Annotated in this window: 24 protein-coding genes; 6 read left to right on the forward strand and 18 right to left on the reverse strand. The window is 73.2% G+C overall.

The genetic code is table 11. The annotated features are described in order from the left end of the window. Window positions 1–17: 17 nt before the first annotated feature. Complete coding sequence (locus ACFWP2_RS28055; RefSeq protein WP_380456415.1) at window positions 18–938, forward strand: hypothetical protein; 921 nt, start codon at window positions 18–20, stop codon at window positions 936–938. A gap of 9 nt (window positions 939–947) precedes the next feature. On the opposite strand, the gene mutM is transcribed toward ACFWP2_RS28055, so the two are convergent. From mutM to ACFWP2_RS28105, 10 genes are all read right to left on the reverse strand, one after another. Further along, window positions 948–1826: a bifunctional DNA-formamidopyrimidine glycosylase/DNA-(apurinic or apyrimidinic site) lyase gene (gene mutM / locus ACFWP2_RS28060; RefSeq protein ID WP_380456417.1), complete on the reverse strand. Its 879-nt coding sequence runs from the start codon at window positions 1824–1826 to the stop codon at window positions 948–950. 54 nt (window positions 1827–1880) lie between these two features. After that, window positions 1881–2669 (reverse strand): ribonuclease III, encoded by a 789-nt coding sequence (gene rnc, locus ACFWP2_RS28065; RefSeq protein WP_380456419.1) that lies wholly within the window; start codon window positions 2667–2669, stop codon window positions 1881–1883. A gap of 20 nt (window positions 2670–2689) precedes the next feature. Next, the gene (rpmF, locus tag ACFWP2_RS28070; RefSeq protein ID WP_030056747.1) at window positions 2690–2863 is read right to left on the reverse strand and encodes a 50S ribosomal protein L32; all 174 of its coding nucleotides are present in this window, start codon (window positions 2861–2863) and stop codon (window positions 2690–2692) included. Between the two features lie 2 nt (window positions 2864–2865). Continuing rightward, window positions 2866–3510 carry a DUF177 domain-containing protein gene (locus ACFWP2_RS28075; RefSeq protein WP_360348979.1) on the reverse strand — a complete coding sequence of 215 codons (645 nt, stop codon included), beginning with the start codon at window positions 3508–3510 and terminating at the stop codon, window positions 2866–2868. A gap of 173 nt (window positions 3511–3683) precedes the next feature. Then, the gene (locus ACFWP2_RS28080; protein ID WP_380456422.1) at window positions 3684–4892 is read right to left on the reverse strand and encodes an ATP synthase F0 subunit B; all 1209 of its coding nucleotides are present in this window, start codon (window positions 4890–4892) and stop codon (window positions 3684–3686) included. Window positions 4893–5090: 198 nt separating this feature from the next. Then, window positions 5091–5582: a pantetheine-phosphate adenylyltransferase gene (gene coaD, locus ACFWP2_RS28085; protein ID WP_360348985.1), complete on the reverse strand. Its 492-nt coding sequence runs from the start codon at window positions 5580–5582 to the stop codon at window positions 5091–5093. Window positions 5583–5631: 49 nt separating this feature from the next. Then, window positions 5632–6213 (reverse strand): 16S rRNA (guanine(966)-N(2))-methyltransferase RsmD, encoded by a 582-nt coding sequence (gene rsmD / locus ACFWP2_RS28090; protein ID WP_380456425.1) that lies wholly within the window; start codon window positions 6211–6213, stop codon window positions 5632–5634. Window positions 6214–6393: 180 nt separating this feature from the next. Further along, on the reverse strand, window positions 6394–6927 hold the full coding sequence (locus ACFWP2_RS28095; protein WP_380456427.1) for a hypothetical protein: 534 nt from the start codon (window positions 6925–6927) through the stop codon (window positions 6394–6396). Between the two features lie 103 nt (window positions 6928–7030). After that, window positions 7031–9250 (reverse strand): ATP-dependent DNA helicase RecG, encoded by a 2220-nt coding sequence (gene recG, locus ACFWP2_RS28100; RefSeq protein ID WP_380456429.1) that lies wholly within the window; start codon window positions 9248–9250, stop codon window positions 7031–7033. 39 nt (window positions 9251–9289) lie between these two features. Then, window positions 9290–10921 carry a DAK2 domain-containing protein gene (locus ACFWP2_RS28105; protein WP_380456432.1) on the reverse strand — a complete coding sequence of 544 codons (1632 nt, stop codon included), beginning with the start codon at window positions 10919–10921 and terminating at the stop codon, window positions 9290–9292. Window positions 10922–11222: 301 nt separating this feature from the next. Here ACFWP2_RS28105 and rpmB point away from each other — a divergent pair, with 301 nt between their 5' ends. Beyond that, window positions 11223–11408, forward strand: a complete 186-nt coding sequence (gene rpmB / locus ACFWP2_RS28110; protein ID WP_014138233.1) for a 50S ribosomal protein L28 — start codon at window positions 11223–11225, stop codon at window positions 11406–11408. A 188-nt stretch (window positions 11409–11596) separates the two neighbouring features. Here the strand turns inward: rpmB and thiD are convergent, their stop codons facing one another. From thiD to ACFWP2_RS28125, 3 genes are all read right to left on the reverse strand, one after another. After that, window positions 11597–12394: a bifunctional hydroxymethylpyrimidine kinase/phosphomethylpyrimidine kinase gene (gene thiD / locus ACFWP2_RS28115; protein WP_380456434.1), complete on the reverse strand. Its 798-nt coding sequence runs from the start codon at window positions 12392–12394 to the stop codon at window positions 11597–11599. Window positions 12395–12417: 23 nt separating this feature from the next. Further along, complete coding sequence (locus ACFWP2_RS28120; RefSeq protein ID WP_380456436.1) at window positions 12418–13443, reverse strand: ATP-dependent 6-phosphofructokinase; 1026 nt, start codon at window positions 13441–13443, stop codon at window positions 12418–12420. A gap of 157 nt (window positions 13444–13600) precedes the next feature. Next, the gene (locus ACFWP2_RS28125) at window positions 13601–14566 is read right to left on the reverse strand and encodes a thiamine-phosphate kinase (protein ID WP_380456438.1); all 966 of its coding nucleotides are present in this window, start codon (window positions 14564–14566) and stop codon (window positions 13601–13603) included. A gap of 207 nt (window positions 14567–14773) precedes the next feature. Between ACFWP2_RS28125 and ACFWP2_RS28130 the strand changes: the two genes are divergently transcribed. Continuing rightward, complete coding sequence (locus ACFWP2_RS28130; RefSeq protein ID WP_380456440.1) at window positions 14774–15007, forward strand: Lrp/AsnC family transcriptional regulator; 234 nt, start codon at window positions 14774–14776, stop codon at window positions 15005–15007. A 75-nt stretch (window positions 15008–15082) separates the two neighbouring features. Next, window positions 15083–15601, forward strand: a complete 519-nt coding sequence (locus tag ACFWP2_RS28135; protein WP_380456442.1) for a DUF3515 family protein — start codon at window positions 15083–15085, stop codon at window positions 15599–15601. Window positions 15602–15683: 82 nt separating this feature from the next. On the opposite strand, the gene ACFWP2_RS28140 is transcribed toward ACFWP2_RS28135, so the two are convergent. From ACFWP2_RS28140 to ACFWP2_RS28150, 3 genes are all read right to left on the reverse strand, one after another. After that, window positions 15684–16829, reverse strand: a complete 1146-nt coding sequence (locus ACFWP2_RS28140; RefSeq protein WP_380456444.1) for a D-alanine--D-alanine ligase family protein — start codon at window positions 16827–16829, stop codon at window positions 15684–15686. Window positions 16830–16960: 131 nt separating this feature from the next. Next, the gene (locus tag ACFWP2_RS28145; RefSeq protein WP_380456446.1) at window positions 16961–17962 is read right to left on the reverse strand and encodes an NAD(P)H-dependent glycerol-3-phosphate dehydrogenase; all 1002 of its coding nucleotides are present in this window, start codon (window positions 17960–17962) and stop codon (window positions 16961–16963) included. Beyond that, window positions 17959–18789, reverse strand: coding sequence for a lysophospholipid acyltransferase family protein (locus ACFWP2_RS28150; RefSeq protein WP_380456448.1), 831 nt, complete (start codon window positions 18787–18789; stop codon window positions 17959–17961). Before ACFWP2_RS28150 ends, ACFWP2_RS28145 begins: the two co-directional genes overlap by 4 nt. A 228-nt stretch (window positions 18790–19017) precedes the next feature. On the opposite strand from ACFWP2_RS28150, the gene cofC reads away from it, so the two are divergent. Both cofC and ACFWP2_RS28160 read left to right on the forward strand, forming a co-directional pair. Next, the gene (gene cofC / locus ACFWP2_RS28155) at window positions 19018–19701 is read left to right on the forward strand and encodes a 2-phospho-L-lactate guanylyltransferase (protein WP_380456451.1); all 684 of its coding nucleotides are present in this window, start codon (window positions 19018–19020) and stop codon (window positions 19699–19701) included. 141 nt (window positions 19702–19842) lie between these two features. Beyond that, window positions 19843–20064, forward strand: a complete 222-nt coding sequence (locus tag ACFWP2_RS28160; RefSeq protein WP_030257846.1) for a hypothetical protein — start codon at window positions 19843–19845, stop codon at window positions 20062–20064. Window positions 20065–20267: 203 nt separating this feature from the next. Here ACFWP2_RS28160 and ACFWP2_RS28165 read toward each other — a convergent pair whose 3' ends face one another. Together ACFWP2_RS28165 and ACFWP2_RS28170 are read right to left on the reverse strand one after the other, a co-directional pair. Continuing rightward, the gene (locus ACFWP2_RS28165; protein ID WP_380456454.1) at window positions 20268–21032 is read right to left on the reverse strand and encodes an HU family DNA-binding protein; all 765 of its coding nucleotides are present in this window, start codon (window positions 21030–21032) and stop codon (window positions 20268–20270) included. Window positions 21033–21165: 133 nt separating this feature from the next. After that, on the reverse strand, window positions 21166–21513 hold the full coding sequence (locus tag ACFWP2_RS28170; RefSeq protein WP_380456456.1) for a hypothetical protein: 348 nt from the start codon (window positions 21511–21513) through the stop codon (window positions 21166–21168). Window positions 21514–21588 lie beyond the last annotated feature (75 nt).

A 21588-nucleotide genomic window follows, 5' to 3' on the forward strand; every position in this document is an offset into this window, starting at 1 on the left:
CCCGATCGGAGCACTCGGTGATCATCGGCCTCGTCACCGCCGTGGCGGCATCCGCCTGCTACGGCACCGGCTCGGTCCTCCAGGCCGTCGGATCCCGCCGCTCCGCCCGGGAGGAGGCGGCCAAGGGGGCCACCACCTCGACCACCGAGCACGGCGGCCCGAGCCTGTCCTCGACCGCGAAGGCCGCCGTCACCTGGGAGTTCATCCTCGGCACGGTGCTCGACCTGATCGGCTTCGGGCTCGGCGCGCTGGCCGCCCGCCTGCTGCCGCTGTTCCTCTCCCAGACCATCATCAGCGCCAACCTGGTGATCACCGCGGTCCTCAGCATCAAGCTGCTGGGCATCCGGCTCAAGCAGCTGGAGTGGGCCTCGATCGCCGTGCTCTGCTCGGCGCTGGTGCTGCTGGCCGTCTCGGCCGGACCGGAGGGCGGCCACCACGCGGCGATGTCCTTCCACTGGTGGCTGCTGATCGTCACGACCGTGCTGCTGGTCGGCGGCAGCCTGCTGGTGCGGCGGATGGGCGCCAACGGCGCGATCGTCGCCGGTCTGCTCTCCGGCCTCGGCTTCGGCGCCCTGGGCGTCGGGGTGCGCATCCTCAACGGCATCGAGCCGTTCGACCTCGGCTCGCTGCTCTCCGACCCGGCGCTGTACGCGGTCCTGGTCGGCGGCATCGGCGGGATGTACATCCACACCGTGGCGCTCCAGATCGGCTCGGTGAACGGCGCGACCGCCGCGCTGGTGGTCGGCGAGACGGTGCTGCCCGGCGCGGTCGGCGTGCTCTGGCTCGGCGACTCCACCAAGGCCGGCCTGGGCTGGCTCGGCGTGATCGGCTTCCTGCTCGCGGTGGTCGCCGCGGTCGGGGTCGCCTACTTCGGCCAGGACACCCACGGCACGCCCGGGGAGCCGACCACCGCGGAGCCCGAACTCACCCGCAAGTAGCGCGGCGGCTCAGCCCCCGCTGCGGGTGCGCGGCACGCGCTGGCAGCGGGGGCAGAAGTAGCTGGAGCGGTTCATCCAGGCCGCCCGCCGGATCGGGGTGCCGCAGCGGCGGCAGGGCTCCTGCTCGCGGCCGTAGGCGTCGAGGTCCCGGGAGAAGTAGCCGCTCTCGCCGTTCACGTTGACGTAGAGGCTGTCGAAGCTGGTGCCGCCGACGGCGAGCGCCGCGGTCATCACGTCCCGGGCATTGGCCAGCAGCAGCAGGGCCTGCGGGCGGCTGAGCGTCGCGGTCGGGCGGTCGTAGTGCAGCTTGGAGCGCCACAGCGCCTCGTCGGCGTAGATGTTGCCGACGCCGCTGATCAGGGTCTGGTCGAGCAGGGCGCGCTTCACGGTGGTCCGCTTGGCGCGCAGCGCGGCCGCGAAGGCGGCGTCGTCGAAGCGCGGGTCGAGCGGGTCGCGGGCGATGTGCGCGATCGAGACCGGGGTGCCCTCCCGGTCCCCGTCCTCGGCTTCTTCGACTGCCAGGGCGCCGAAGGTCCGCTGGTCGACGAAGCGCAGTTCGCGCCCGCCGTCGGCGAAGCGCAGCCGCACCCGCAGGTGCGTCTCGTCGGGTACGGACGGGTCCTGGACGAGCAGCTGGCCGCTCATCCCGAGGTGGCCGATCAGCGAGAAGCCCGCGCCGGCGCCGGCCAGCGGGACCCACAGGTACTTGCCGCGCCGCTGCGCGGTGCCGAGGGTGGTGCCGGTCAGCCGGGCGGCGAAGTCGGCCGGGCCGGCCGGCTGGCGGCGCACCGCGCGCGGGTGCAGCACCTGGACGTCGGCGACCGTCCGCCCGGCGACCCAGTTGGCCAGACCACGGCGGACGACCTCGACCTCGGGAAGTTCGGGCACGGGAACACGCCTCCTGCTCGGTACGGATCAGCAGGAGTGAAGGCTACTGCGAGGTCACGCCCCGGCGGGCAGCCGGTCGGCGTACTTCTCCTTGATCGCGCGCCAGGCGCTCTCGGCGGCCTTCTGCTCGGCTTCCTTCTTCGAGCGGCCGACGCCGCTGCCGAAGTCCTCGCCGGCCACCCGGGCCGCCGCGGTGAAGGTCTTCTCGTGGTCCGGACCGGACTCCATGACCACGTACTCGGGCACGCCGATGCCCACCGAGGCGGTGAGCTCCTGGAGGCTGGTCTTCCAGTCCAGGCCGGCGCCCAGCTGAGAGGACTCCTCGATCAGCGGGTCGAACAGCCGGTGGACGAACTCGGTGGCCGCGTCCAGTCCCTGGTCCAGGTAGACGGCGCCGATCACGGCCTCGACGGTGTCGGCGAGGATCGACGACTTGTCGCGGCCGCCGGTGCCCTCCTCACCCTTGCCGAGGCGGATGAACGTGCCGAGCTCCAGGCCGCGGCCGACGTCCGCGAGCGCGCGGGAGTTGACCACCGCGGCGCGCAGCTTGGCGAGCGTGCCCTCCGGGACGTCCGGGTGGACGCGGTAGAGGGTGTCGGTCACCACGAGGCCCAGCACCGAGTCGCCGAGGAACTCCAGGCGCTCGTTGGTGGGCAGCCCGCCGTTCTCGTACGCGTACGAGCGGTGGGTCAGGGCACGCACCAGAAGGGCGCGCTCGAGCGTGTACCCGAGGCGCCCTTCCAGGACGTCGTATTCGGTCGAAGCCGGCCCGCCGGCCTTGCCACCGCCCGAAGAACCCTTCGGGGCGGAGGACGCCTTGCGGGTGGAGTTACCGTCCGACATCGATCCGTGCACCCCGCCGATCAGACCGAGAGGACCTGGCGACGGTTGTACGTGCCGCAGCTCGGGCACGCGATGTGGCCCAGCTTCGGCTCGTGGCAGCGGTCGCACGCCACGAGGGCCGGAACGACGGCCTTCCAGTTGGACCGACGGTGGCGCGTGTTGCTGCGCGACATCTTCCGCTTCGGAACAGCCACGGCTACTTCTCCTGGTTCTCGGCGAGACCCTCACGGGTGTCGCTGTTCTTAGATCCGTCACCCTCGTCGCCGGGGGCGGCGGAGAGTCCCTGCAGAGCCGCCCACCGGGGGTCGACGGCATCGTGGTGGTGCGCCGGGTCGTCACTCAGGCGCGCTCCGCACTCGGAGCACAGGCCCAGGCAGTCTTCCTGGCACACCGGCTGCAGCGGCAGTGCGAGCACCACCGCGTCACGCAGCACCGGCTGGAGGTCGAAGAAGTCGCCCTCCAGACGGTAAGTCTCTTCTTCCGAGTCCTCGTCGAGGTCCTCGGCTCCGGCGGTCCGGGCGCGGTGGCGCTCGTCGGACTCCGGGTAGTAGTACAGCTCCTGGAAGTCCACGTCGACGTCGAACTCGACGGGCTCCAGGCACCGGACGCACTCGCCCACGACGTGGGTCTCGGCGGTGCCGGTGACCAGCACGCCCTCGACCACGGACTCCAGGCGGAGCTCCAGCTCGATCGGGCTCTTCTCCGGCACGCCGATGACGTCGATGATCCCGAAGCCCTCGGGGGCCTCCAGGGTCCGGCTCACCTTGCGCATCGAACCCGGGCGACGACCGAGCTCGTGCGTGTCGAACACGAGGGGGTCGCGGTGGTCGAGGCGGTTCACGGTGTCCTGACTTCCATAGGAAACGATCGGGGATTCCCCATACGAGTCGGCGTTGCGAGGGCAAGCCGACGGCCGGACATGGGGATGCCGGAGTGGTCAGACTACCGGAGTCTCCCGCCAGGCCCAACTTCGGTCCCGTCAGGAGACTCCCGCACGGCTGCGCGGGGGCCGGCTCAGCGGCCGCCGAGCTCCCGCAGCCTGGTCATGTCGATCATGCTGGTGTCGAAGAAGCTGGTCTCGTCCAGACCCTGACCCTGGCCCTGGCCCTGACCCTGGCCCTGGCCGTGCGCCTGCTGCTGGTGCGGCACGGCCGGCGGGGCGGTGGGCTGCTGGGGGTAGGCGTAGCCGTCGTACGACTGCGCGGGGTAGCCCGGCTGCTGCTGCTGGGGATAGCCGTAGCCGCCCCCCTGCTGCTGGTCCGGGTAGCCCTGCTGCTGGTAGCCGTCCTGCTGTCCGCCCCACTGGGCGTTGTACGGGTCGCCCTGGCCGGCCGGGTCGTAGCCGCCGCCGTACACCTCGACGTACTGCCCGCCCGGCTGCTGGGCGGCCGCGTACTGGTCGGTGCCGGGAGCCTGCCAGCCGGCCGCGGCCGGGGTCTGCTCCGGCCAGGTCTGCTGCTGCGGGACGTCCTCGCGGTACCAGGCGATGTCCTCGCCCTCGGGGTCGTGGGCGAAGCCCGCCGCCACCGCCTCGGCCCGCTCCTTGGCCTGCTGGGCCTGGTCGGCGGCGGCCAGGTAGGCGCCCAGCTCGTCGATCGGGCGCTTGCCGAGCAGCTTGTCGCGGCCCTTGCCGACCGCCTCCAGGGTGGCGCCGAGCACGTTCTCCAGGGTGGCGAGCTTCACATCGACGTACTCGTCCACCTCGGGGCTCGGGCTGATCCGCTGGGGGCGGAACTCCTCGCCGTCGCCCTCGCCCTCGGGCTCCGCCTCGAAGACGCTGGAGTCGCCGCGCAGCTTGGTGCGGCCGCGGCCGACCGCGCCGAGCGTCTTGGTCAGCACGACCTCGAAGTTGGCGAGCTTGCTGTCCACGTAGTCGTCGGCCTCGGCCCGCTTGGCGTCGACCTCGGCGCGCGCCTCGGCGAGGATCCGGTCGGCCTGGGCCTGGGCCTGGCGGACCACCTCGGTGTCCGAGATCAGCGAGCCGCGCTCGGCGTGCGCGCCCTGGATGATCCGCTCGGCCTCGACCTGGGCCCCCGCCACCACCTGCTCGTGGTCGGCCATCACCGACTGGGCCTGGGCGAGTTCGGCGGGCAGGGCCGACCTGAGGTCGTTGAGCAGGCCGATCAGCTCGGCCCGGTTCACCACGCAGGAGGCCGACATCGGCATCGAGCGGGCGTTCTCGACCGCCGCCACGATCTCGTCGACCTTGTTCTGCACGTCCACGGGGCTTCGTCTTTCCGTGTGCCGCCGACGGTCCGGCGGAGGCAGGCCCGACGCGGTGGACCTCACCGCAGGGCAGGAGTACAGACTGTACGGCCACTGCCCTGCGGGGTCACAACGCCTCAGCCGAACCGGTTCACCGGGAAACGGACATGACGTGACGAACCGGCAGAAGCGGACAGCCGGCGGCCCCCTGACGGCCTACTGCTCGGCCTTGCGCTCCGCGATCCGCTCCACCAGCCGGCGGTGCACCGTCTCCGGCAGCAGGTGCGAGACGTCGCCGCCGTAGGAGGCCACCTCCTTGACCAGCGTCGAGGAGAGGAAGCTGTACGTCGGCGAGGTCGGCACGAACAGCGTCTCCACCCCGGTCAGACCGTGGTTCATCTGCGCCATCTGGAGCTCGTAGTCGAAGTCGCTGACGGCGCGCAGGCCCTTGATGATCGCGGGGATGCCGCGCTCCCGGCAGTAGTCCACCAGCAGGCCGTGGTGCGACTCGACCTGCACGTTCCCGAAGCCGGCGGTGACCTCCTCGATCAGGCCGATCCGCTCCTCGACGGTGAACATGCCCTGCTTGTTCCGGTTGACCAGGACCGCGACATGCACCACGTCGTACAGCTTCGAGGCCCGCTCGATGATGTCGAGGTGGCCGTTGGTGATCGGGTCGAACGAACCGGGACAGACGGCTCGGCGCATGGCGTGTGTGCTCCCTCGTGGGGTGACGGCTGCTGCGGGCCGCGGCCCGCTACTCCTGCTCGTCGGCCGCGGCGGCGCGACCGTACCAGAGCGTGCCCTCGCCGTAGCGGCGGGAGCGCAACTCCTCGAAACCCCCGGGCCAGACGAATCCGCCACCGCGGGTGCTGCGCTCCACGGTGACCAGCGTGTCCTCCGCGAGCCAGCCCCCGGCCCGGAGTGTGATCAGCATCTCGCGGACCTCCTCGTCCGTCACCGCGTACGGCGGGTCGAGGAAGACCAGGTCGTACGGGCTCTGCGGGGGCGGGCCGACGATCACCTTCTCCGCCTTGGCGGCCCGCACCTCGACCCCCGGCAGGCCGACCGTCCGGACGTTCTCCCGGATCACCCGGGCCGCCTGGCCGTCCGCCTCGACCAGCAGGACGTGCTCGGCGCCGCGCGACAGCGCCTCCAGCCCGACCGCGCCCGATCCGCCGAACAGGTCCAGCATCCGGGCCCCCTGCAGGGTGCCGCGCAGCGCCTCCAGGGTGGAGAACATCGCCTCACGGGCCTTGTCGGAGGTCGGGCGGGTGCCCCGGCCGGGCGGTACGGCCAGTCGGCGGCCACCGGCCGCCCCGGCGATCACGCGGGTCATGGTGGTGGGAGGTCCTTTCGTCGCTGCCCGACCACGCTATCCCGCCCCGCGCCGAAGGGGCGCGCCGGTGCCGGGAGGTGAGGAGCGACGAGCGGGACACGCGCACCGCGGGACCGACCGCCGGGAGTGCCCCGGAGGTGGGCGCGGCCCGGCGGGGAACCCCCCGCCGGGCCGCGGTGGTCAGCTCGCCTCGGAGCCCGCCGACGGGGCCGCGGTGCCCGAGCCGAGCAGGGCCGGCGAGGCGTAGCGGGACCAGGACAGGCAGCCGTCGGGCGGGCAGAACTCGGGGCGGCGCGGGTCGTGCCCGAGCTCGCGCAGCTTGGTCCGGACGGAGTCGGGCGTGCGGCCGAACCGGGCGGCGATCCGGGCGATGGTCTCGCCGTCGTGGAAGCGCCGGACCAGTTCCTCCTCGTGCTGCGGCACCCAGGGGGCGCCGTGGCCGGGGTACAGCTCGCGCAGCACGTCGCGGTCGGGGATGGGCTCGGAGACGTCGGCGACGATCGCCAGCGCCCGCAGCGCGCGGTTGAGCGCGATCCGCAGCGAGGCGACGTCCTCGACCGGCAGGCGGAGCTTGCCCGAGGCGAGCGGTGCGGCGGCCGCCCCCTCGCGCCAGCCGGTCAGGGTGAGGGTGACTTCGCGGTCGTCGTCGCTGGCGAGTTCGATCCGGAAGACCTTGTCGCCCAGCGGGAGCTCGTTGAGATGACGGAATGCCATGGCTTGACCCCCAAGTGTCGTGCCAGGTACGCACCTTGGAGGTGCGCCCTGAACACCTTCATTCTCTCCCGGGGGTCTGACAATCCGGCCCTCGAAGGACCGCTCAGCCCTTCTCCATGTAGGCCGCGCGGTCCTCGTCGAGCAGGCTCTCCAGTGCGGTGCGCAGCTCCGGGTGGGCGGCCAGGTCCGGGTCCTCGGCGACCAGCCGGGTGGCCTCGGTGCGGGCGGTGAGGATGACCTCCTCGTCCTCCAGCACCGAGAGCACCTTGAGCGAGGACTTCACCCCGGACTGGGCCTGGCCCAGCACGTCGCCCTCGCGGCGCTGTTCGAGGTCGATCCGGGACAGCTCGAAGCCGTCCAGGGTGCCCGCCACCGCGTCCAGCCGGGCCCGCGCGGCGCTGCCCCCGGGCATGTCGCTGACCAGCAGGCACAGGCCCGCCGCGCTGCCCCGGCCGACCCGGCCGCGCAGCTGGTGGAGCTGGGAGACGCCGAAGCGGTCGGCGTCCATGATGACCATCGCGGTGGAGTTGGGGACGTTGACGCCGACCTCGATCACCGTGGTGGCGACCAGCACGTCCACCTCGCCGGCCGCGAACCGGCGCATCACCTCGTCCTTGGCCTCCGGCGCGAGCCGGCCGTGCAGGATCTCCACCCGCAGACCGCTCAGCGGGCCCTTCGTCAGCTTCTCGGCCGTCTCCACCACCGAGAGCGGGGGCCGCCGTTCGTCGCTCGCCGCGCCCTCGTCGGCGACGTCCTCGAAGTCCTCCTCGGCGGCCTTGCGGCGCTTCTTCCCGGGGGCGGCCGCGGGCTCCTCGTCCCCGATCCGGGGGCAGACCACGTACGCCTGGTGGCCCTTGGCGACCTCCTCGCGGACCCGCTCCCAGGCCCGGGTGAGGAAGTTGGGCTTCTCCAGCGCCGGGACGACGTGGGTGGAGATCGGCGAACGGCCGGCCGGCAGCTGGTCCAGGACGGAGGTCTCCAGGTCCCCGAAGACCGTCATCGCGACGGTGCGCGGGATCGGGGTGGCCGTCATCACCAGCAGGTGCGGCGGCTGCTCCCCCTTGGCGCGCAGCGCGTCCCGCTGCTCGACGCCGAAGCGGTGCTGCTCGTCCACCACGACCAGGCCGAGGTCCTGGAACTGCACCTTGTCCTCGATCAGCGCGTGGGTGCCGATGGCGATCCCGGCGTCCCCGCAGGCCATGTCGAGCAGCGCCTGACGGCGGGCGGGGACGCCCATCGAGCCGGTCAGCAGCACCACCCGGGTGCCGAGGTCGGAGCCGCCGAGCATGCCGCCCTCGGCGAGGTCCCCCATCATCTCGACGATCGAGCGGTGGTGCTGCTGGGCGAGCACCTCGGTGGGCGCCAGCAGGACGGCCTGGCCGCCCGCGTCCACCACGGCGAGCATGGCGCGCAGCGCGACCAGGGTCTTGCCGGAGCCGACCTCGCCCTGGAGCAGCCGGTGCATCGGGTGCTCGGTGGCGAGGTCGGCGGCGATCTCGGCGGAGACCTTCTGCTGGCCCTCGGTGAGGGTGAACGGCAGCCTGGCGTCGAAGGCGTCCAGCAGACCGCCCTCGCGGGCCCTGCGCGGCTTGGCGGGCAGGGCGGAGTCGGCGGCCCGGCGCTGCGCGAGGGCGACCTGGAGCACGAAGGCCTCGTCCCAGCGCAGCCGGCTCTGGGCGCGCTCGCGGTCGGCGTGGCTGCGCGGACGGTGGATCAGCTCCAGTGCCTCGGGCAGCGGGATCAGGTCGTGCCGCTCGCGCAGCTCGGCGGGCAGCGGTTCGCCGACGTCGCCGAGGTGCTTGGTGAGCGCGGTCTCGACGCAGATCGACAGCTTCCAGCTGGGCATCTGCGCGCTGGCGCCGTACACCGGGATGAGCCGGCCGGCGAACTGCCGCGCGGCGTCCGACCCGGCGTCCTCGTCGAGCAGCTGGTAGTCCGGCGAGACCAGCTGGCGGGTCCGGTTGAAGACCCCGACCTTGCCCGCGAACAGGCCCTGGGCGCCGGCCTTGAGCTCCTTCTGCCGCCAGCCCTGGTTGAAGAAGACCAGCGAGAGCCGGCTGCGGCCGTCGGTGACGACGACCTCCAGCCGGTCGCCCTTGCGGCCGCGGAACGGGATCAGGGTGACCTTCTCGATCCGGGCCAGCACGGTGACGTGCTCGTCGGCCTCCAGCTCGTCCAGGCTGGTGAGCTGGCCGCGCTCGACGTAGCGGCGCGGATAGTGGTGCAGCAGGTCCCCGACCGTGCGCAGCTTGAGGCTGTCGGCGAGCACCTTCGCGGTGCGGTCGCCGACGAGCTTGGTCAGTGGTTCATCGAGAGCGCCCATCAGGCCCCTGTTTACACCAAGGGACGGACAGAACAGGAGCTACTCCACCCCGATGAGCAGCGGTGCCGGTTCCTGCCCGCCGTGGAAGACCACCGCGTCCACCTCGGGCCGCCGGTGCCGCACGTGGGCGACCAGCCGCTCGGCGAGCGCCGCCTCGGTGCCCCCGCCGAGGATCAGGGTGACGAGCTCGCCGCCCGCCCCGAGCATCCGGTCCAGCACGCTCTCGCCGACCTCGGCCAGCCCGGCGCCGATCACCGCGACGTCGCCGTCGATCAGCCCGAGCACGTCGCCGGCCTGGCAGACCCCGGCCATCGTCCAGGACTCCCCCTCGGCGACGGCCAGTTCCGCGTACCGGGTGGCCCCGGCGGCGGAGGTCATGGCGACCACGTCCTCGTCGAAGCGGCGGCCGCCCTCGTGCACCGCGAGCGCCGCCAGTCCCTGCACCGGCGAGCGGGTGGGCAGGACGGCGATCCGCACCCCCTCCTCGCGCAGCTGGTCGGCGGCGGCCCCGGCGGCGGCGCGCAGCTCGGGGTCGTTCAGCAGCAGGACGACCTCGCGGGCGGCCGAGCGGCGCACCGCGTCGGCGAGTTCGGCGCTGGCCGGCGGGCGCTCCGGGTCGGCGTGCAGGACGACGGCGCCGGCCTGTTCGCAGAGTTCGGCCAGGCCCTCGCCGGAGACCACGGAGAGCACCGCGCGGGCCCGCTCCTCGCGCTCGCCGGGCTCGGCGGCGGCGCCGGAGCGGGCGGCGGCCTCGGCGAAGTGGGTGATCCGGATCTGGTGCGGGCGCCCGGCCCCGACCCCGGCCTCCACGGCGGCGCCCGCGTCGTCGACGTGGACGTGCACGTTCCACAGGCCGTCGCCGCCGCCGATCACCAGCGAGTCGCCGAGCTCGCCGAGCCGCTCGCGCAGCGCGGGCAGCGCCTCGTCGGGGGCGTCCAGCAGGTAGATGACCTCGAAGGCGGGGTGGCCGGGGCCGGGCGGCCTGAGGTGGGTCTCGCAGCTCTCGACGGCCCGGATGTCCCCGCGCAGCGCGACCGGCCCCATCGGCTGCTGCCCGGCGACGGCGTCGGCGAGGGCGCCGAGGACGGCCACCAGGCCGCGCCCGCCGGCGTCCACCACCCCGTTCTCGGCCAGCACGGCGAGCTGCTCGGGGGTGTGCCGCAGCGCGTCCCGGGCGGCCCGGTAGGCGGTGTCGGCGACCTGCGCGAGCCCGTCCCCGGCCCGTACGGCCTCCCGGGCGGCGACCCGGGCGACGGTCAGCAGGGTGCCCTCGACGGGCTCCGCGACGGCCTGGTAGGCGGAGTCGGCGGCCCGTTGCAGGGCGGCCCGCAGCTGTTCGGGGCCGCCGCCCTCGGCCAGCGTCTCGGCGGTCCCGCGCAGCCACTGGGCGAGGATCACCCCGGAGTTCCCGCGGGCGCCGACCAGCGCGCCGCGGGCCATCGCCCGGACGGCGTCGGCCAGCCCGGGGGCCGGCCGGACGGCGGGATCGGCGAAGCGGCTCTCCACCTCGGCGGCGGCCGACTCGACGGTCAGGTAGAGGTTGGTGCCGGTGTCGCCGTCCGGGACGGGATAGACGTTGAGCGCGTCGATCTCCTCGCGGGCCTGGCCGAGCGCCCGCAGGGCGAGCTGGCACCAGGTGCGCACGGCCGGGGCGTCGAGCGTGTGCAGCACCAGGTCTCCTCCGGATGGGACGCCGCGGGGTGGTCCGGGGGGCGGCGGCGCGTTCGGGCCGGCGGCGAGGGGTGATACCGGCAGGTTATCGGGGGCCGACCGGGGCCGTCCGGACCGGCGACCGGAGCGATCACTCGGCCGGTCATGGTAGTTTCGTGGGACGGAAGCAAGCGTTGTATGCTCTTCCGGTTGCCTGGAACCGTCCAGGCTCACCCCCTTGTCCGGTCTGGTTCACGTGAGTGTTCTGGTGGGCGGGCGGGGTTTTCGAAAGTAACTGATCTGAAGTCTTGGAGTGACTCCTGTGGCTGCCAACTGCGACGTCTGCGGCAAGGGGCCGGGCTTCGGCAACAGCATCTCCCACTCTCACCGCCGTACCCCCCGTCGTTGGAACCCCAACATTCAGACGGTGCGCGCTGTGATTGGGCGGACGCCGAAGCGGCTCAACGTCTGCACCTCGTGCATCAAGGCCGGTAAGGTCTCGCGCTGACGCGCAGACCGGCAAGCCGGTCCTCCAGTGAGCCGGTTCATCCTCGGATGGGCCGGCTTCGCTGTTTCCGTGGCCGGCTCTGCCGTTTTCCGGACTCACCGGTGGTGGGCGGACTCCTCTGAGGAGCCCGCCCACCGTCGTTTTCCGGGGAGCCGGGGAACCGGGGGAGCTTCGGCGGCGGCGGAGCCTCAGCGCCAGCGCCAGGCGTGGTCGACCGGGCCGATGCCGGCTCCCAGGGCGAAGCCCCCGGCGATCGCGCCGGTGATGTACTCCTTGGCCGAGGCCACGGCCCGCGGCAGCGGCTCGCCCTTGGCCAGGCCGGCCGCGATCGCGCTGGCCAGGGTGCAGCCGGTGCCGTGGGTGTGCCGGTTGTCGTAGCGGGGTGCCCGGAACCAGTGCACCTCCTCCGGTCCGCCGTACAGCAGGTCGGCGGCCTCGCCCTCCAGGTGGCCGCCCTTGACCAGCGCCCAGCGCGGCCCGAGGTCGACCAGCGCCTTGGCGGCGTCCAGCATCTGCGACTCGTCCTCGACGGTCAGCCCGGTGAGCTGGGTCACCTCGTGCAGGTTGGGGGTGGCCAGGGTGGCGACCGGCAGCAGCTTCTCGCGGACGGTGGCGACGGCCTCGGCGACCAGCAGCGCGTCCCCGTGCTTGGAGACCCCGACCGGGTCGACCACCACCGGGGCGTCCACCCCGGCCAGCAGCTCGGCGACGGTCTCGACGAGTTCGACCGAGGCGAGCATGCCGGTCTTCACGGCCTGCACCCCGATGTCGTCCACCACGCTGCGGAACTGCGCCCGGACGGCCTCGGCGGGCAGTTCCCAGTAGCCCTGGACGCCGAGCGAGTTCTGCGCGGTGACGGCGGTGATCACGCTCATGCCGTGGACGCCGAGGGCGAGCATCGCCTTGAGGTCGGCCTGGATGCCGGCGCCGCCGCCGGAGTCGGAGCCGGCGACGGTGAGCACGCGGGGAGGTGCGGTGGAGGACATGCCCCCAACCTACCGGCGCGGTTTCAGAGCACGGCCTCGGACTCCGCCCAGCGGTCCTTCGGCACCGTCTTCAGCCTGGTCACCGCGTCGCCGATCGGCAGCAGCTCGATGGCGGTCCGGCGCAGCGCGGTGAAGTGCCCGAACGCCCCCTGCTGGACGGCCTCCACCGCGTGCCAGCCGAACCGGGTGGCGAGCACCCGGTCGCGGGCGGTCGGGGTGCCGCCGCGCTGGACGTGGCCGAGGATGACCGGGCGGGCCTCCTTGCCGAGCAGGTTCTCCAGCTCGTGGGCGAGCCGGTTGCCGATCCCGCCGAAGGTCCGGTGGCCGTACTGGTCGACCTCGCCGTGGTCGAACCGCATGGTGCCGGGCAGCGGGGTGGCGCCCTCGGCGACGGCGATGATGGCGAACTTCTTGCCGCGCGCGAAGCGGTCCTCGATTATCCGGGCCACCGCTTCGATGTCGAAGGGCTTCTCCGGGATCAGGATGCCGTGGGCACCGCCCGCCATGCCCGCGGTGAGGGTGATCCAGCCGGTGTGCCGGCCCATCAACTCGACGACCATGACGCGCTGGTGGGACTCGGCGGTGGTCTTCAGCCGGTCGATCGCCTCGGTCGCGACGTGCACGGCGGTGTCGAAGCCGAAGGTCACGTCGGTGGCGTCGATGTCGTTGTCGATGGTCTTCGGCACGCCGACCACGGGCAGTCCGGCGTCGCTGAACAGCTTGGCGGCGGTCAGCGTCCCCTCGCCGCCGATCGCGATCAGCGCGTCGATGCCGATCTCCCGGGCCAGCGTCTTGGCGTTCTCCACCGCCCAGGCGATCCGGTCCCGCCGTACCCGGGCCGAGCCGAGGACGGTGCCGCCGAGGGTGAGCAGGCCGGTGACGTCGTCGTGCGAGACCGTCCTGGTGCGGCCCTCGATCAACCCGAGGAAGCCGTCCAGGATGCCGACGATCTCGTGCCCGTGGACGTCGGTGCCCCGGTGCACCACCGAGCGGATCACCGCGTTGAGGCCGGGGCAGTCGCCGCCGCTGGTCAGTACACCGATGCGCATGTCTGGTGTGCTCCCGCTCGCCGTGGGTCGGGCCACCCGCGCCGGGCGGGCGGGCTGGGGTTCGCAAGCCTACGCACAACGCACCCGCGAAGCCCGTCCCCCGCGCTCCGGAGCGTCACGCGCCGCTCACCGTACGGGGATCGGCGCGCGCCGCGCGCTACTCGGCGAAGTGGTCCCAGCCGCCGACCCGGTCCCAGGGGGCGCCGTCCACCGTGACCCGGCCGCTGCGGCTGCCCGTCGGGCGGCCGGTCACCTCGCCCACCACCCGCCAGCGGGCCGGGAGTTGGACTCCGCGCGGGAAGGTGGCCACGATCGCGTGGTCCTCGCCCCCGGAGAGCACCCAGACCAGCGGGTCGACGCCGACCGCCTGGCCGATGTCGGCCATCTGCGCCGGGACGTCGAAGTCCGCGGCCTTCAGGTCGATGTCCACCTCGCTGGCCCGGGCCACGTGGCCGAGGTCGGCGACCAGCCCGTCGCTCACGTCGATCATCGAGGTCGCGCCCAGCTCGGCCGCCGCCGGGCCCGCGTGGTACGGCGGTTCGGGCCGGCGGTGGGCCTCGACGAAGGCGCGCGGGGAGCGGAAGCCGCGCTGGAGCACGGTCAGGCCGGCGGCCGACCAGCCGAGCCAGCCGGTCACCGCGACCACGTCGCCGACCTGCGCGCCGGCGCGTGTCACCGCCGCACGCCCCTGGAGGTCACCGAGCGCCGTGATGGCCAGCGTGACGGTGTCGCCGCGCACCACGTCGCCGCCGACCACCGTCGCCCCGGCCACCTGGCACTCGTCGCGCAGCCCGTCCATCAACTCGGTGGCCCAGGTGGTCGGCAGGTCCGCGGGGGCGACCAGACCGAGCAGTATGGCGGTCGGCACCGCCCCCATCGCGGCCACGTCGGCGAGGTTCTGGGCGGCGGCCTTGCGGCCCACGTCGTAGGCGGTGGACCAGTCCCGGCGGAAGTGCCGGTTCTCGATCAGGACGTCCGTGGTCGCCACCACCCGGCCGTCCGGAGCCCGCACCACCGCGGCGTCGTCACCCGGGCCGAGGTCGACCGCATCGGTGAGCGGTACCCGGGCGGTCAGCTCCCTGATGAGGCCGAACTCGCCGAGCTCGCCCACGGTCCCCTGCATCTGCCGTCCTCTCGCGTTTCCATCCGTATCGGCCCCCGTCGCGCTCCCCCGCGCGCAGCGTACGCCCTTCGGGGGCCTCGGGGTCTCCCCTCCCCGGCCCGCTGCGAGGTAGCGTGGTGATCAGACTGCCGGTGATCCCACCCACCCACGCGCCTGACCGGGCGATCACGGCGGCGTTCCCCCTAACCGGCCCGCCGGGAGGTCCCCGTGGTACAGGCATACATCCTGATCCAGACCGACGTTGGGAAGGCCACCGCGGTGGCCCTGACCATCTCCGAGATCCCCGGCGTGCTCACCGCCGAGGACGTCACCGGCCCCTACGACGTGATCGTCAAGGCCGAGGCCCCGACGGTGGACGAGCTGGGCCGGATGGTGGTGGCCAAGGTCCAGAAGGTCGAGGGCATCACCCGCACCCTCACCTGCCCGGTGGTGCACCTGTAGGCCGGTACGCCGGTGCGCCGGCGGCCCGGCGCACCGGCGGGCCCCGGGCTCCCGCGCCCCGGATACCATCGGCGGGTGGCCAGAGAACTGCGCGTCCCCAAGGCGCTGACCGCCCTGCCGGCCCCGGTCCGCTGGCTGGCCCTGCCCGTCGCCCTGGCCTGCGCGGTCGTGGCGCTGGTCGGCAGCTGGGGCCCGGCCGACCCGGAGGTCGAGGTCCCGCAGCCGAGCGGCAAGGCGGCCGGGTACTGCCGCTCGCTGGCCGCCGCGCTGCCGGCCGAGCTGCTCGGGCACGCCCGCAAGGACCCCTCGCCCGCCTCCCCGTACGTGGCCGCCTGGGGCGACTCCCCCCGGACGGTGCTGCGCTGCGGCATCGACCGGCCGGAGGAGCTGGACGGCGACCACGCCGCGGACTGGTCCCCGAGCGTCGACGGCGTCACCTGGTGGTCGCAGAAGCTCCCCGACGGCGGCTACCGCTTCGTGACGACCATGCGCGCCGCCTACGTCGAGGTGACCGTACCGGCCGGAGCCGCGCAGAACCCCTTCGACCCGGCGGCCGCCCTGAGCGGCGCGGTCAGGGCCAACGTCCCGGGCTGAGCCGGCCGACGGCGCGAGCCGCCACCCGACGTACCGAGGGCGGGCCGGGAACCCTCCCCGGCCCGCCCTCCGGCAGGACCCGCTAGCGCAGCCCGGTCGAACGCCGCAGCGCCGTGCCGAGCAGCCGGTCGATCAGCTCCGGGTACGCGACCCCGCTGGCCTCCCACATCTTCGGGTAGGCCGAGATCGGGGTGAAGCCGGGCATCGTGTTGATCTCGTTGATCATCCAGGTGCCGTCCTCCAGCAGGAAGAAGTCCACCCGGGCCAGGCCCTCGCAGCCCAGCGCCTCGAAGGCCTCGACCGCCTGGCGCTGGATCTCGGCGAGCTCGCCGGCGGTCAGGTCCGCCGGGATCTTCACGTCCGAGGAGTCGATGTACTTGGCCTCGAAGTCGTAGAAGTCGAAGCCCTCGCCGACCAGGATCTCGCCGGCCACGCTGGCCCGCGGGCCGTCCTCGAACTCCAGCACGCCGCACTCGATCTCGCGGCCGGTCACGCCCGCCTCGATGATGAGCTTGGGGTCGTGCCGGCGGGCCTCCTCGATCGCGGCGTCGAGGTCGGCCAGGTCCTTCACCTTGGTGATGCCGATGCTGGAGCCGGCCCGGCAGGGCTTCACGAACAGCGGCAGACCCAGCTCGGCGGCCCGCTCGCGCACCGCCGCGCGGCCCGCCTCGGACTCCCAGTCCCGCGGCCGCACGATGGTGTAGCGGCCGACGTTCAGACCGTGCGAGGCCAGGATCCGCTTGGCGAACTCCTTGTCCATGCCGGCCGCGCTCGCCAGCACGCCGTTGCCGACGTACGGGACGCCGGAGAGCTCCAGCAGGCCCTGGAGCGTGCCGTCCTCGCCCCACGGGCCGTGCAGCAGCGGGAACACCACGTCGACCTCGCCGAGGGCCTTGGGGGCGCTGCCCGGCTCGGTCAGGACCACCTCGCGGTTGCCCGGGGCGACCGGCAGCGCGACCTGGCCGTCGACGCCCTCGGCGACGTGCGCCACGTCCGGCAGCCGCCCGTCGGTGATGGCCATCCGGGCCGGCTCGTCGCTGGTCAGCGCCCAGCGACCCTCGTGCGTGATGCCGATCGGCAGCACGTCGTACTTGTCGCGGTCGATCGCCCTGAGCACACTGCCCGCGGTGGAGACCGAGATCGCGTGCTCGGAGCTGCGCCCGCCGAAGACCAGCGCGACGCGCGGCTTCCGGTCGGGCCGGTTCGGGGAGGACTGTTCGATGCTCATATCGGGTTTGAGACTACCGTGCGAGGCCCGGCCGGAAGGTAGGCGGCGCCGGGAAGCCGGAGGTCCCGGGGGTCCCGGAGATCACGGGCAACCGGACGGGCGCCGCCGCCCCGGGCCGCGGCCCGCCGGACTCAGCGCCGCTCCGGCTTCGCCGAGCGCGACATCAGGTTCTGCAGCGCCTCCTGGGTCGGCCGCCCGTTGTGCACCACGTCCACCACGGCCTCGACGATCGGCATGTCGACCCCGTTGCGCCGGGCCAGGTCCAGCACCGACTCGCAGGACTTGACGCCCTCGGCGGTCTGCCGGGTGGCCGCGATCGTCTCCGCCAGCGACATGCCCCGGCCCAGGTTCATGCCGAAGGTGTTGTTGCGCGACAGCGGCGAGGAGCAGGTGGCCACCAGGTCGCCCATCCCGGCGAGTCCGGCGAAGGTGTGCGGGTCCGCGCCCAGCACCTCGCCGAGCCGGGTGGTCTCGGCCAGCCCGCGGGTGATCAGGGTCGCCTTGGTGTTGTCCCCGAGCCCCATGCCGGCCGCCATGCCGACCGCCAGGCCGATCACGTTCTTGACCGCGCCGCCGAGTTCGCAGCCGACCACGTCGGTGTTGGTGTACGGCCGGAAGTACGGCGTGTGGCAGGCCGCCTGGAGCCGCCTGGCGACCGCCTCGTCGGAGCAGGCGACCACACTGGCCGCGGGCTGCCGGTTGGCGATCTCCTTGGCCAGGTTGGGCCCGCTGACCACCGCGACGCGCTCCGGGCCGACCCCGGTGACCTCGTCGATCACCTCGCTCATCCGCTTGGCGGTGCCGAGTTCGATGCCCTTCATCAGGCTCACCAGCACGGTCTGCGGCTCGATCAGCGGCGTCCAGGCGGCCAGGTTGTCGCGCAGCGTCTGCGACGGCACCACGAGCACCGCGAAGTCGGCGCCGGCCAGTGCCTCGGCGGCGTCGGTGGTCGCCCGCACGGTGTCGGGCAGCCGGACGCCCGGCAGGTAGTCCGGGTTCTCGTGGGTGGAGTTGACGGCGTCCACCAGCTCCTGGCGGCGGGCCCACAGCACGACCTCGCAGCCCGCGTCGGCCAGCACCATCGCGAAGGCGGTGCCCCAGGAACCGGTTCCCATCACGGCGCAACGGGTCACTTGCCGGCCTCCTCGGTGCCCTTGCCCGGCTCGCCCTTGGCGCGCCGGCGTTCGGCCAGCGCCGCCGCGGCACGCTCCCGGGCGGCCTTGCGCATGTCGTAGCGCTCGGCCGGCGGCTCCTCGCCCCGGACTTCGGCCAGCACGGCGGTGATCGCCGTCATGATGTCCTCGGTCGCGTCGGAGAGCACCTGGGCGGTGAGCTCCTGACCCCGGTACTTGCTCAGGTCCACCGGCGGCCCGGCCGCGACGGTGACCCGGTGCCGCGGGAACAGGTTGAACTTGCCCTTCCCGTAACCGGACCGGCCGTACGGCGGGATGATCTCGTGGGCGCCCCAGTGCGCGACCGGGATGACCGGTGCCCCGGTCATCAGCGCGACCCGGGCGACGCCGCTCTTGCCGGTCATCGGCCACAGGTCGGGGTCACGGGTGAGCGTGCCCTCCGGGTAGAACTGCACGCACTGGCCGCCGTTGATCGCGTCGATCGCGGCCCGGAACGCCTGCGCGGCGTCGGTGGACTCGCGGAACACCGGAATCTGGCCGGTCTTGCGCAGCATGAATCCGATGAAGGGGATCGAGAACAGCGAGGACTTGCCGAGAATGCGCGGCGGACGCCCGCTGTTGTACTGCCAGTGCGCGTAGACCACCGGATCGATGATCGAATTGTGGTTCACCGCGGCGATGAAGCCGCCGTTCTTCGGAATGTGCTCCCAGCCCCGCCAGTCGGGCTTCACCAGGGCGGTCGTCACCGGCTTCACCAGCACGGCCGCGAAGCGGTACCAGATGCCGTAGTCGGCGTTGCCGAACTTGGCGTACGAGCGGCGGGCCACCCCAGCTCCTTCTCATCCGATGCGGCACGGATTACCGCGGTCATGTCGTCCCGGCGCCGCGCACCGATTCCACCGGTACCCGGGCCACGGGCGCGGAACAGTGTCGCCCGCCCGATCACCGGCTGTCGAGCAACCGCGCCAACCCGCCCGGCGGGCGTGATCAAACGCACGTCCGCACAGCTCGGACGGCCTGGCGAGGGCTCCGGGACCGGCGCCACAATGACGCCGATGACCCAGGACACCGTACGCCCCAGCGGGCCCGTCGCGCCCCCCGCACCCGCCGCCGACTGGTCGCTGGTGCTCCCGCTCAAGCCGCTCACCGTGGCCAAGAGCAGACTGGCCCCGTACGCCGGGCCGCACCGGGCCGACCTGGCCCTGTCCTTCGCCCTGGACACCGTCACCGCCGCCCTGGCCACCCCGGGCGTCAGCCGGGTCCTGGTGGTCACCCGCGACGCCGCGGCCGGCGCCCGACTGGCCGCCCTCGGCGCCCTGGTGGTCGCCGACGAGCCCGACGGCGGCCTCAACCGGGCGCTGGCGCACGGCGCCGCGAGCGCCCTGGCCCTGGCCCCGCGGGCCCCGCTGGCGGTGCTCTCGGCGGACCTCCCGGCGCTGCGTCCGGCCGAACTGGCCCGGGTGCTGGGCGCGGTGCCGTCGGACGGCCGGGCCTTCCTGCCGGACTCCCCCGGCCTCGGCACCACGCTCCTCGCCTGCGCCCCCGGCCGTCCGCTCTCCCCCGCCTTCGGGGACGGCTCACGGGCCCGGCACGCGGCCGGCGGGGCGCTCGAACTGCGCCTCGCGGACGTGGAGTCGGTGCGCCGGGACGTGGACACCGGGGCGGATCTCGGACAGGCCGCGGCGCTCGGCCTCGGCCCGCACACCAGCGCGCTGTTCGCCCGCCTGAGCCGTGCCTGAGCCGTGCCTGAGCCGTTGCCGAGCCCTCCCGGCCGGCCGGGACCGCCCGCCCGGACCCGCCCCGGAGCTCGCCCCGGCACCTCCCGGCCCGGCGCCGACCTGTTCCCGGGCCCCGGTCGGCCCGCTCGCTATGCTGCTCGCATGCAGGCCACCGCGTTCACCTTCGACCCCGCCACCCGGGCCGGCTCCGTACTGCTCGACGACGGGACCCCGGTGCCGTTCGACGCGGCCGCCTTCGACGCCGGCGGCCTGCGGCTGCTGCGCCCCGGCCAGCGGGTGCGGATCCGCACCGAGGGCACCGGAGAGGCCCGCCGGGTGGTCTTCGTGACGCTCCAGACCTTCCCCGACCCGGCCGAGGGCTGACGGACCCCACCCGGCTCCGCTCGGCCCCTCCGGGCCGCGTCAGGCCCCCAGGACGCCCCCGGACGCCCCGGGCCGCCGCACGCCGTCGATTCCTGACTAAGCGCCCGGAAATCGAAAGAGCCGCGGCGACCGGTCTCCGTGAATTCACGGAAGGGGTGCCGCGGCTCTGGGCCGAAGGCCGTCCGGGGACGGTCGCGCGGGACTTACTTGGCAGAGGTCTTGCGCGCGGTGGTCTTGCGGGTGGCGGTCTTCTTCGCCGGCGCCGTCTTCTTGGCCGTGGCGGTCGCCTTCTTGGCGGTCGCCGTGGTCTTCTTGGCGGCGGCCGTGGTGGTCGCCTTCTTCGCCGCGGCCGTCTTCTTGGTCGCGGCGGCCTTGGTCGCGGTCGCCGTGGTCTTCTTGGCGGCGGTGGTCTTCGCGGCCGTGGTCTTGGCGGCCGTGGTCTTCACGGCGGCCTTCTTGGCGGTCGCCGTGGTCTTCTTGGCGGCAGCCGTGGTGGTCGCCTTCTTGGCGGCGGCCGTGGTCGCCGTCTTCTTGGCGGCGGCCTTCTTGGTGGCCGGAGCGGCGGCGGCAGCGGCGGCGGCGCGCTTGGTGGCGGCACGCTTGGCGGCCGGGGTGGCGGCCACACCGCTCTTGCCCGGGGTGAGGGAGCCCTTGGGGGCCTTCTTCACCGAGGGGCCTTCCTTCGGCAGCTTCTTGCTGCCGCTGACCAGGTCCTTGAAGCCCTGACCCGGACGGAAGCGCGGGACGGAGGTCTTCTTGACCTTGACCCGCTCGCCGGTCTGCGGGTTGCGGGCGAAGCGCGCGGAGCGCTCCACCTTCTCGAAGGTGCCGAACCCGGTGACCGAGACCCGGTCACCGGCCACAACGGCACGGACCATGGTGTCGAGCACTGCGTCGACGGCCTCTGCGGCAGCCTTGCGACCGCCCAGCTGCTCGGCCACCGCTTCGACAAGCTGAGCCTTGTTCACGTCTTCCCCTTCGGAAACGGGCGCCGGATGATTCCATCCGTTCTTTTCGCACGTTAGGTATGTATCTGCGGACTTTCAATTACCAAACGCGCGAATCACCCTAGTGTCGCAATGGATTTGCGCGTCGGCGACCTCAGTCGAGCGGCGGGGGCCCCTCGTCGAGGTCACGGACAAAGCGACTCAACCGCCTTGCCGCCTCCGGAAGATCGCGCTTGGCGGTCTCGGTGACGATGAGGAGTTGACGGGTGAGAGCGGTCTTTGCATCGGCAGACACGTTCAGCGCATGCACGCGGGCGTGAGCTTGCTTCAACCGCTCGGCCACGAGCGCGTAGAGCGCTGCGACTTCCTGGTCGTCCGGCCCCTCAGCTGGCGCGGAGGTGACGTCCGGCCGGTCGTCAATTCGGCGTTCGGATGGCCGGCCCATGGAGTCCTCAGCCGCGGGTTCGCCGCCCGCGTACGGAGGTTCATGGTGCCGGTGCATGTACTGATTGTGCCATCTACCCGCAGTTGTACTTGCGCGGGGCCCTCTTCCGCAAAGCCAAATGGGCAATCCGGG

This window comes from Kitasatospora sp. NPDC058444 (assembly GCF_042721415.1).
GTDB lineage: Bacteria > Actinomycetota > Actinomycetes > Streptomycetales > Streptomycetaceae > Kitasatospora.

Bases quoted from the DNA above. Each gene is read 5' to 3' on its own strand.
- thiD (WP_380456434.1), bottom strand. From the start codon at position 12,394: ATGTCCTCCACCGCACCTCCCCGCGTGCTCACCGTCGCCGGCTCCGAC.
- coaD (WP_360348985.1), bottom strand. From the start codon at position 5,582: ATGCGCCGAGCCGTCTGTCCCGGTTCGTTCGACCCGATCACCAACGGC.
- ACFWP2_RS28170 (WP_380456456.1), bottom strand. From the start codon at position 21,513: ATGCACCGGCACCATGAACCTCCGTACGCGGGCGGCGAACCCGCGGCT.
- recG (WP_380456429.1), bottom strand. From the start codon at position 9,250: ATGGGCGCTCTCGATGAACCACTGACCAAGCTCGTCGGCGACCGCACC.
- cofC (WP_380456451.1), top strand. From the start codon at position 19,018: ATGACCCAGGACACCGTACGCCCCAGCGGGCCCGTCGCGCCCCCCGCA.
- ACFWP2_RS28160 (WP_030257846.1), top strand. From the start codon at position 19,843: ATGCAGGCCACCGCGTTCACCTTCGACCCCGCCACCCGGGCCGGCTCC.
- ACFWP2_RS28125 (WP_380456438.1), bottom strand. From the start codon at position 14,566: ATGCAGGGGACCGTGGGCGAGCTCGGCGAGTTCGGCCTCATCAGGGAG.
- rnc (WP_380456419.1), bottom strand. From the start codon at position 2,669: ATGTCGGACGGTAACTCCACCCGCAAGGCGTCCTCCGCCCCGAAGGGT.
- ACFWP2_RS28140 (WP_380456444.1), bottom strand. From the start codon at position 16,829: ATGAGCATCGAACAGTCCTCCCCGAACCGGCCCGACCGGAAGCCGCGC.
- ACFWP2_RS28095 (WP_380456427.1), bottom strand. From the start codon at position 6,927: ATGGCATTCCGTCATCTCAACGAGCTCCCGCTGGGCGACAAGGTCTTC.
- rsmD (WP_380456425.1), bottom strand. From the start codon at position 6,213: ATGACCCGCGTGATCGCCGGGGCGGCCGGTGGCCGCCGACTGGCCGTA.
- ACFWP2_RS28120 (WP_380456436.1), bottom strand. From the start codon at position 13,443: ATGCGCATCGGTGTACTGACCAGCGGCGGCGACTGCCCCGGCCTCAAC.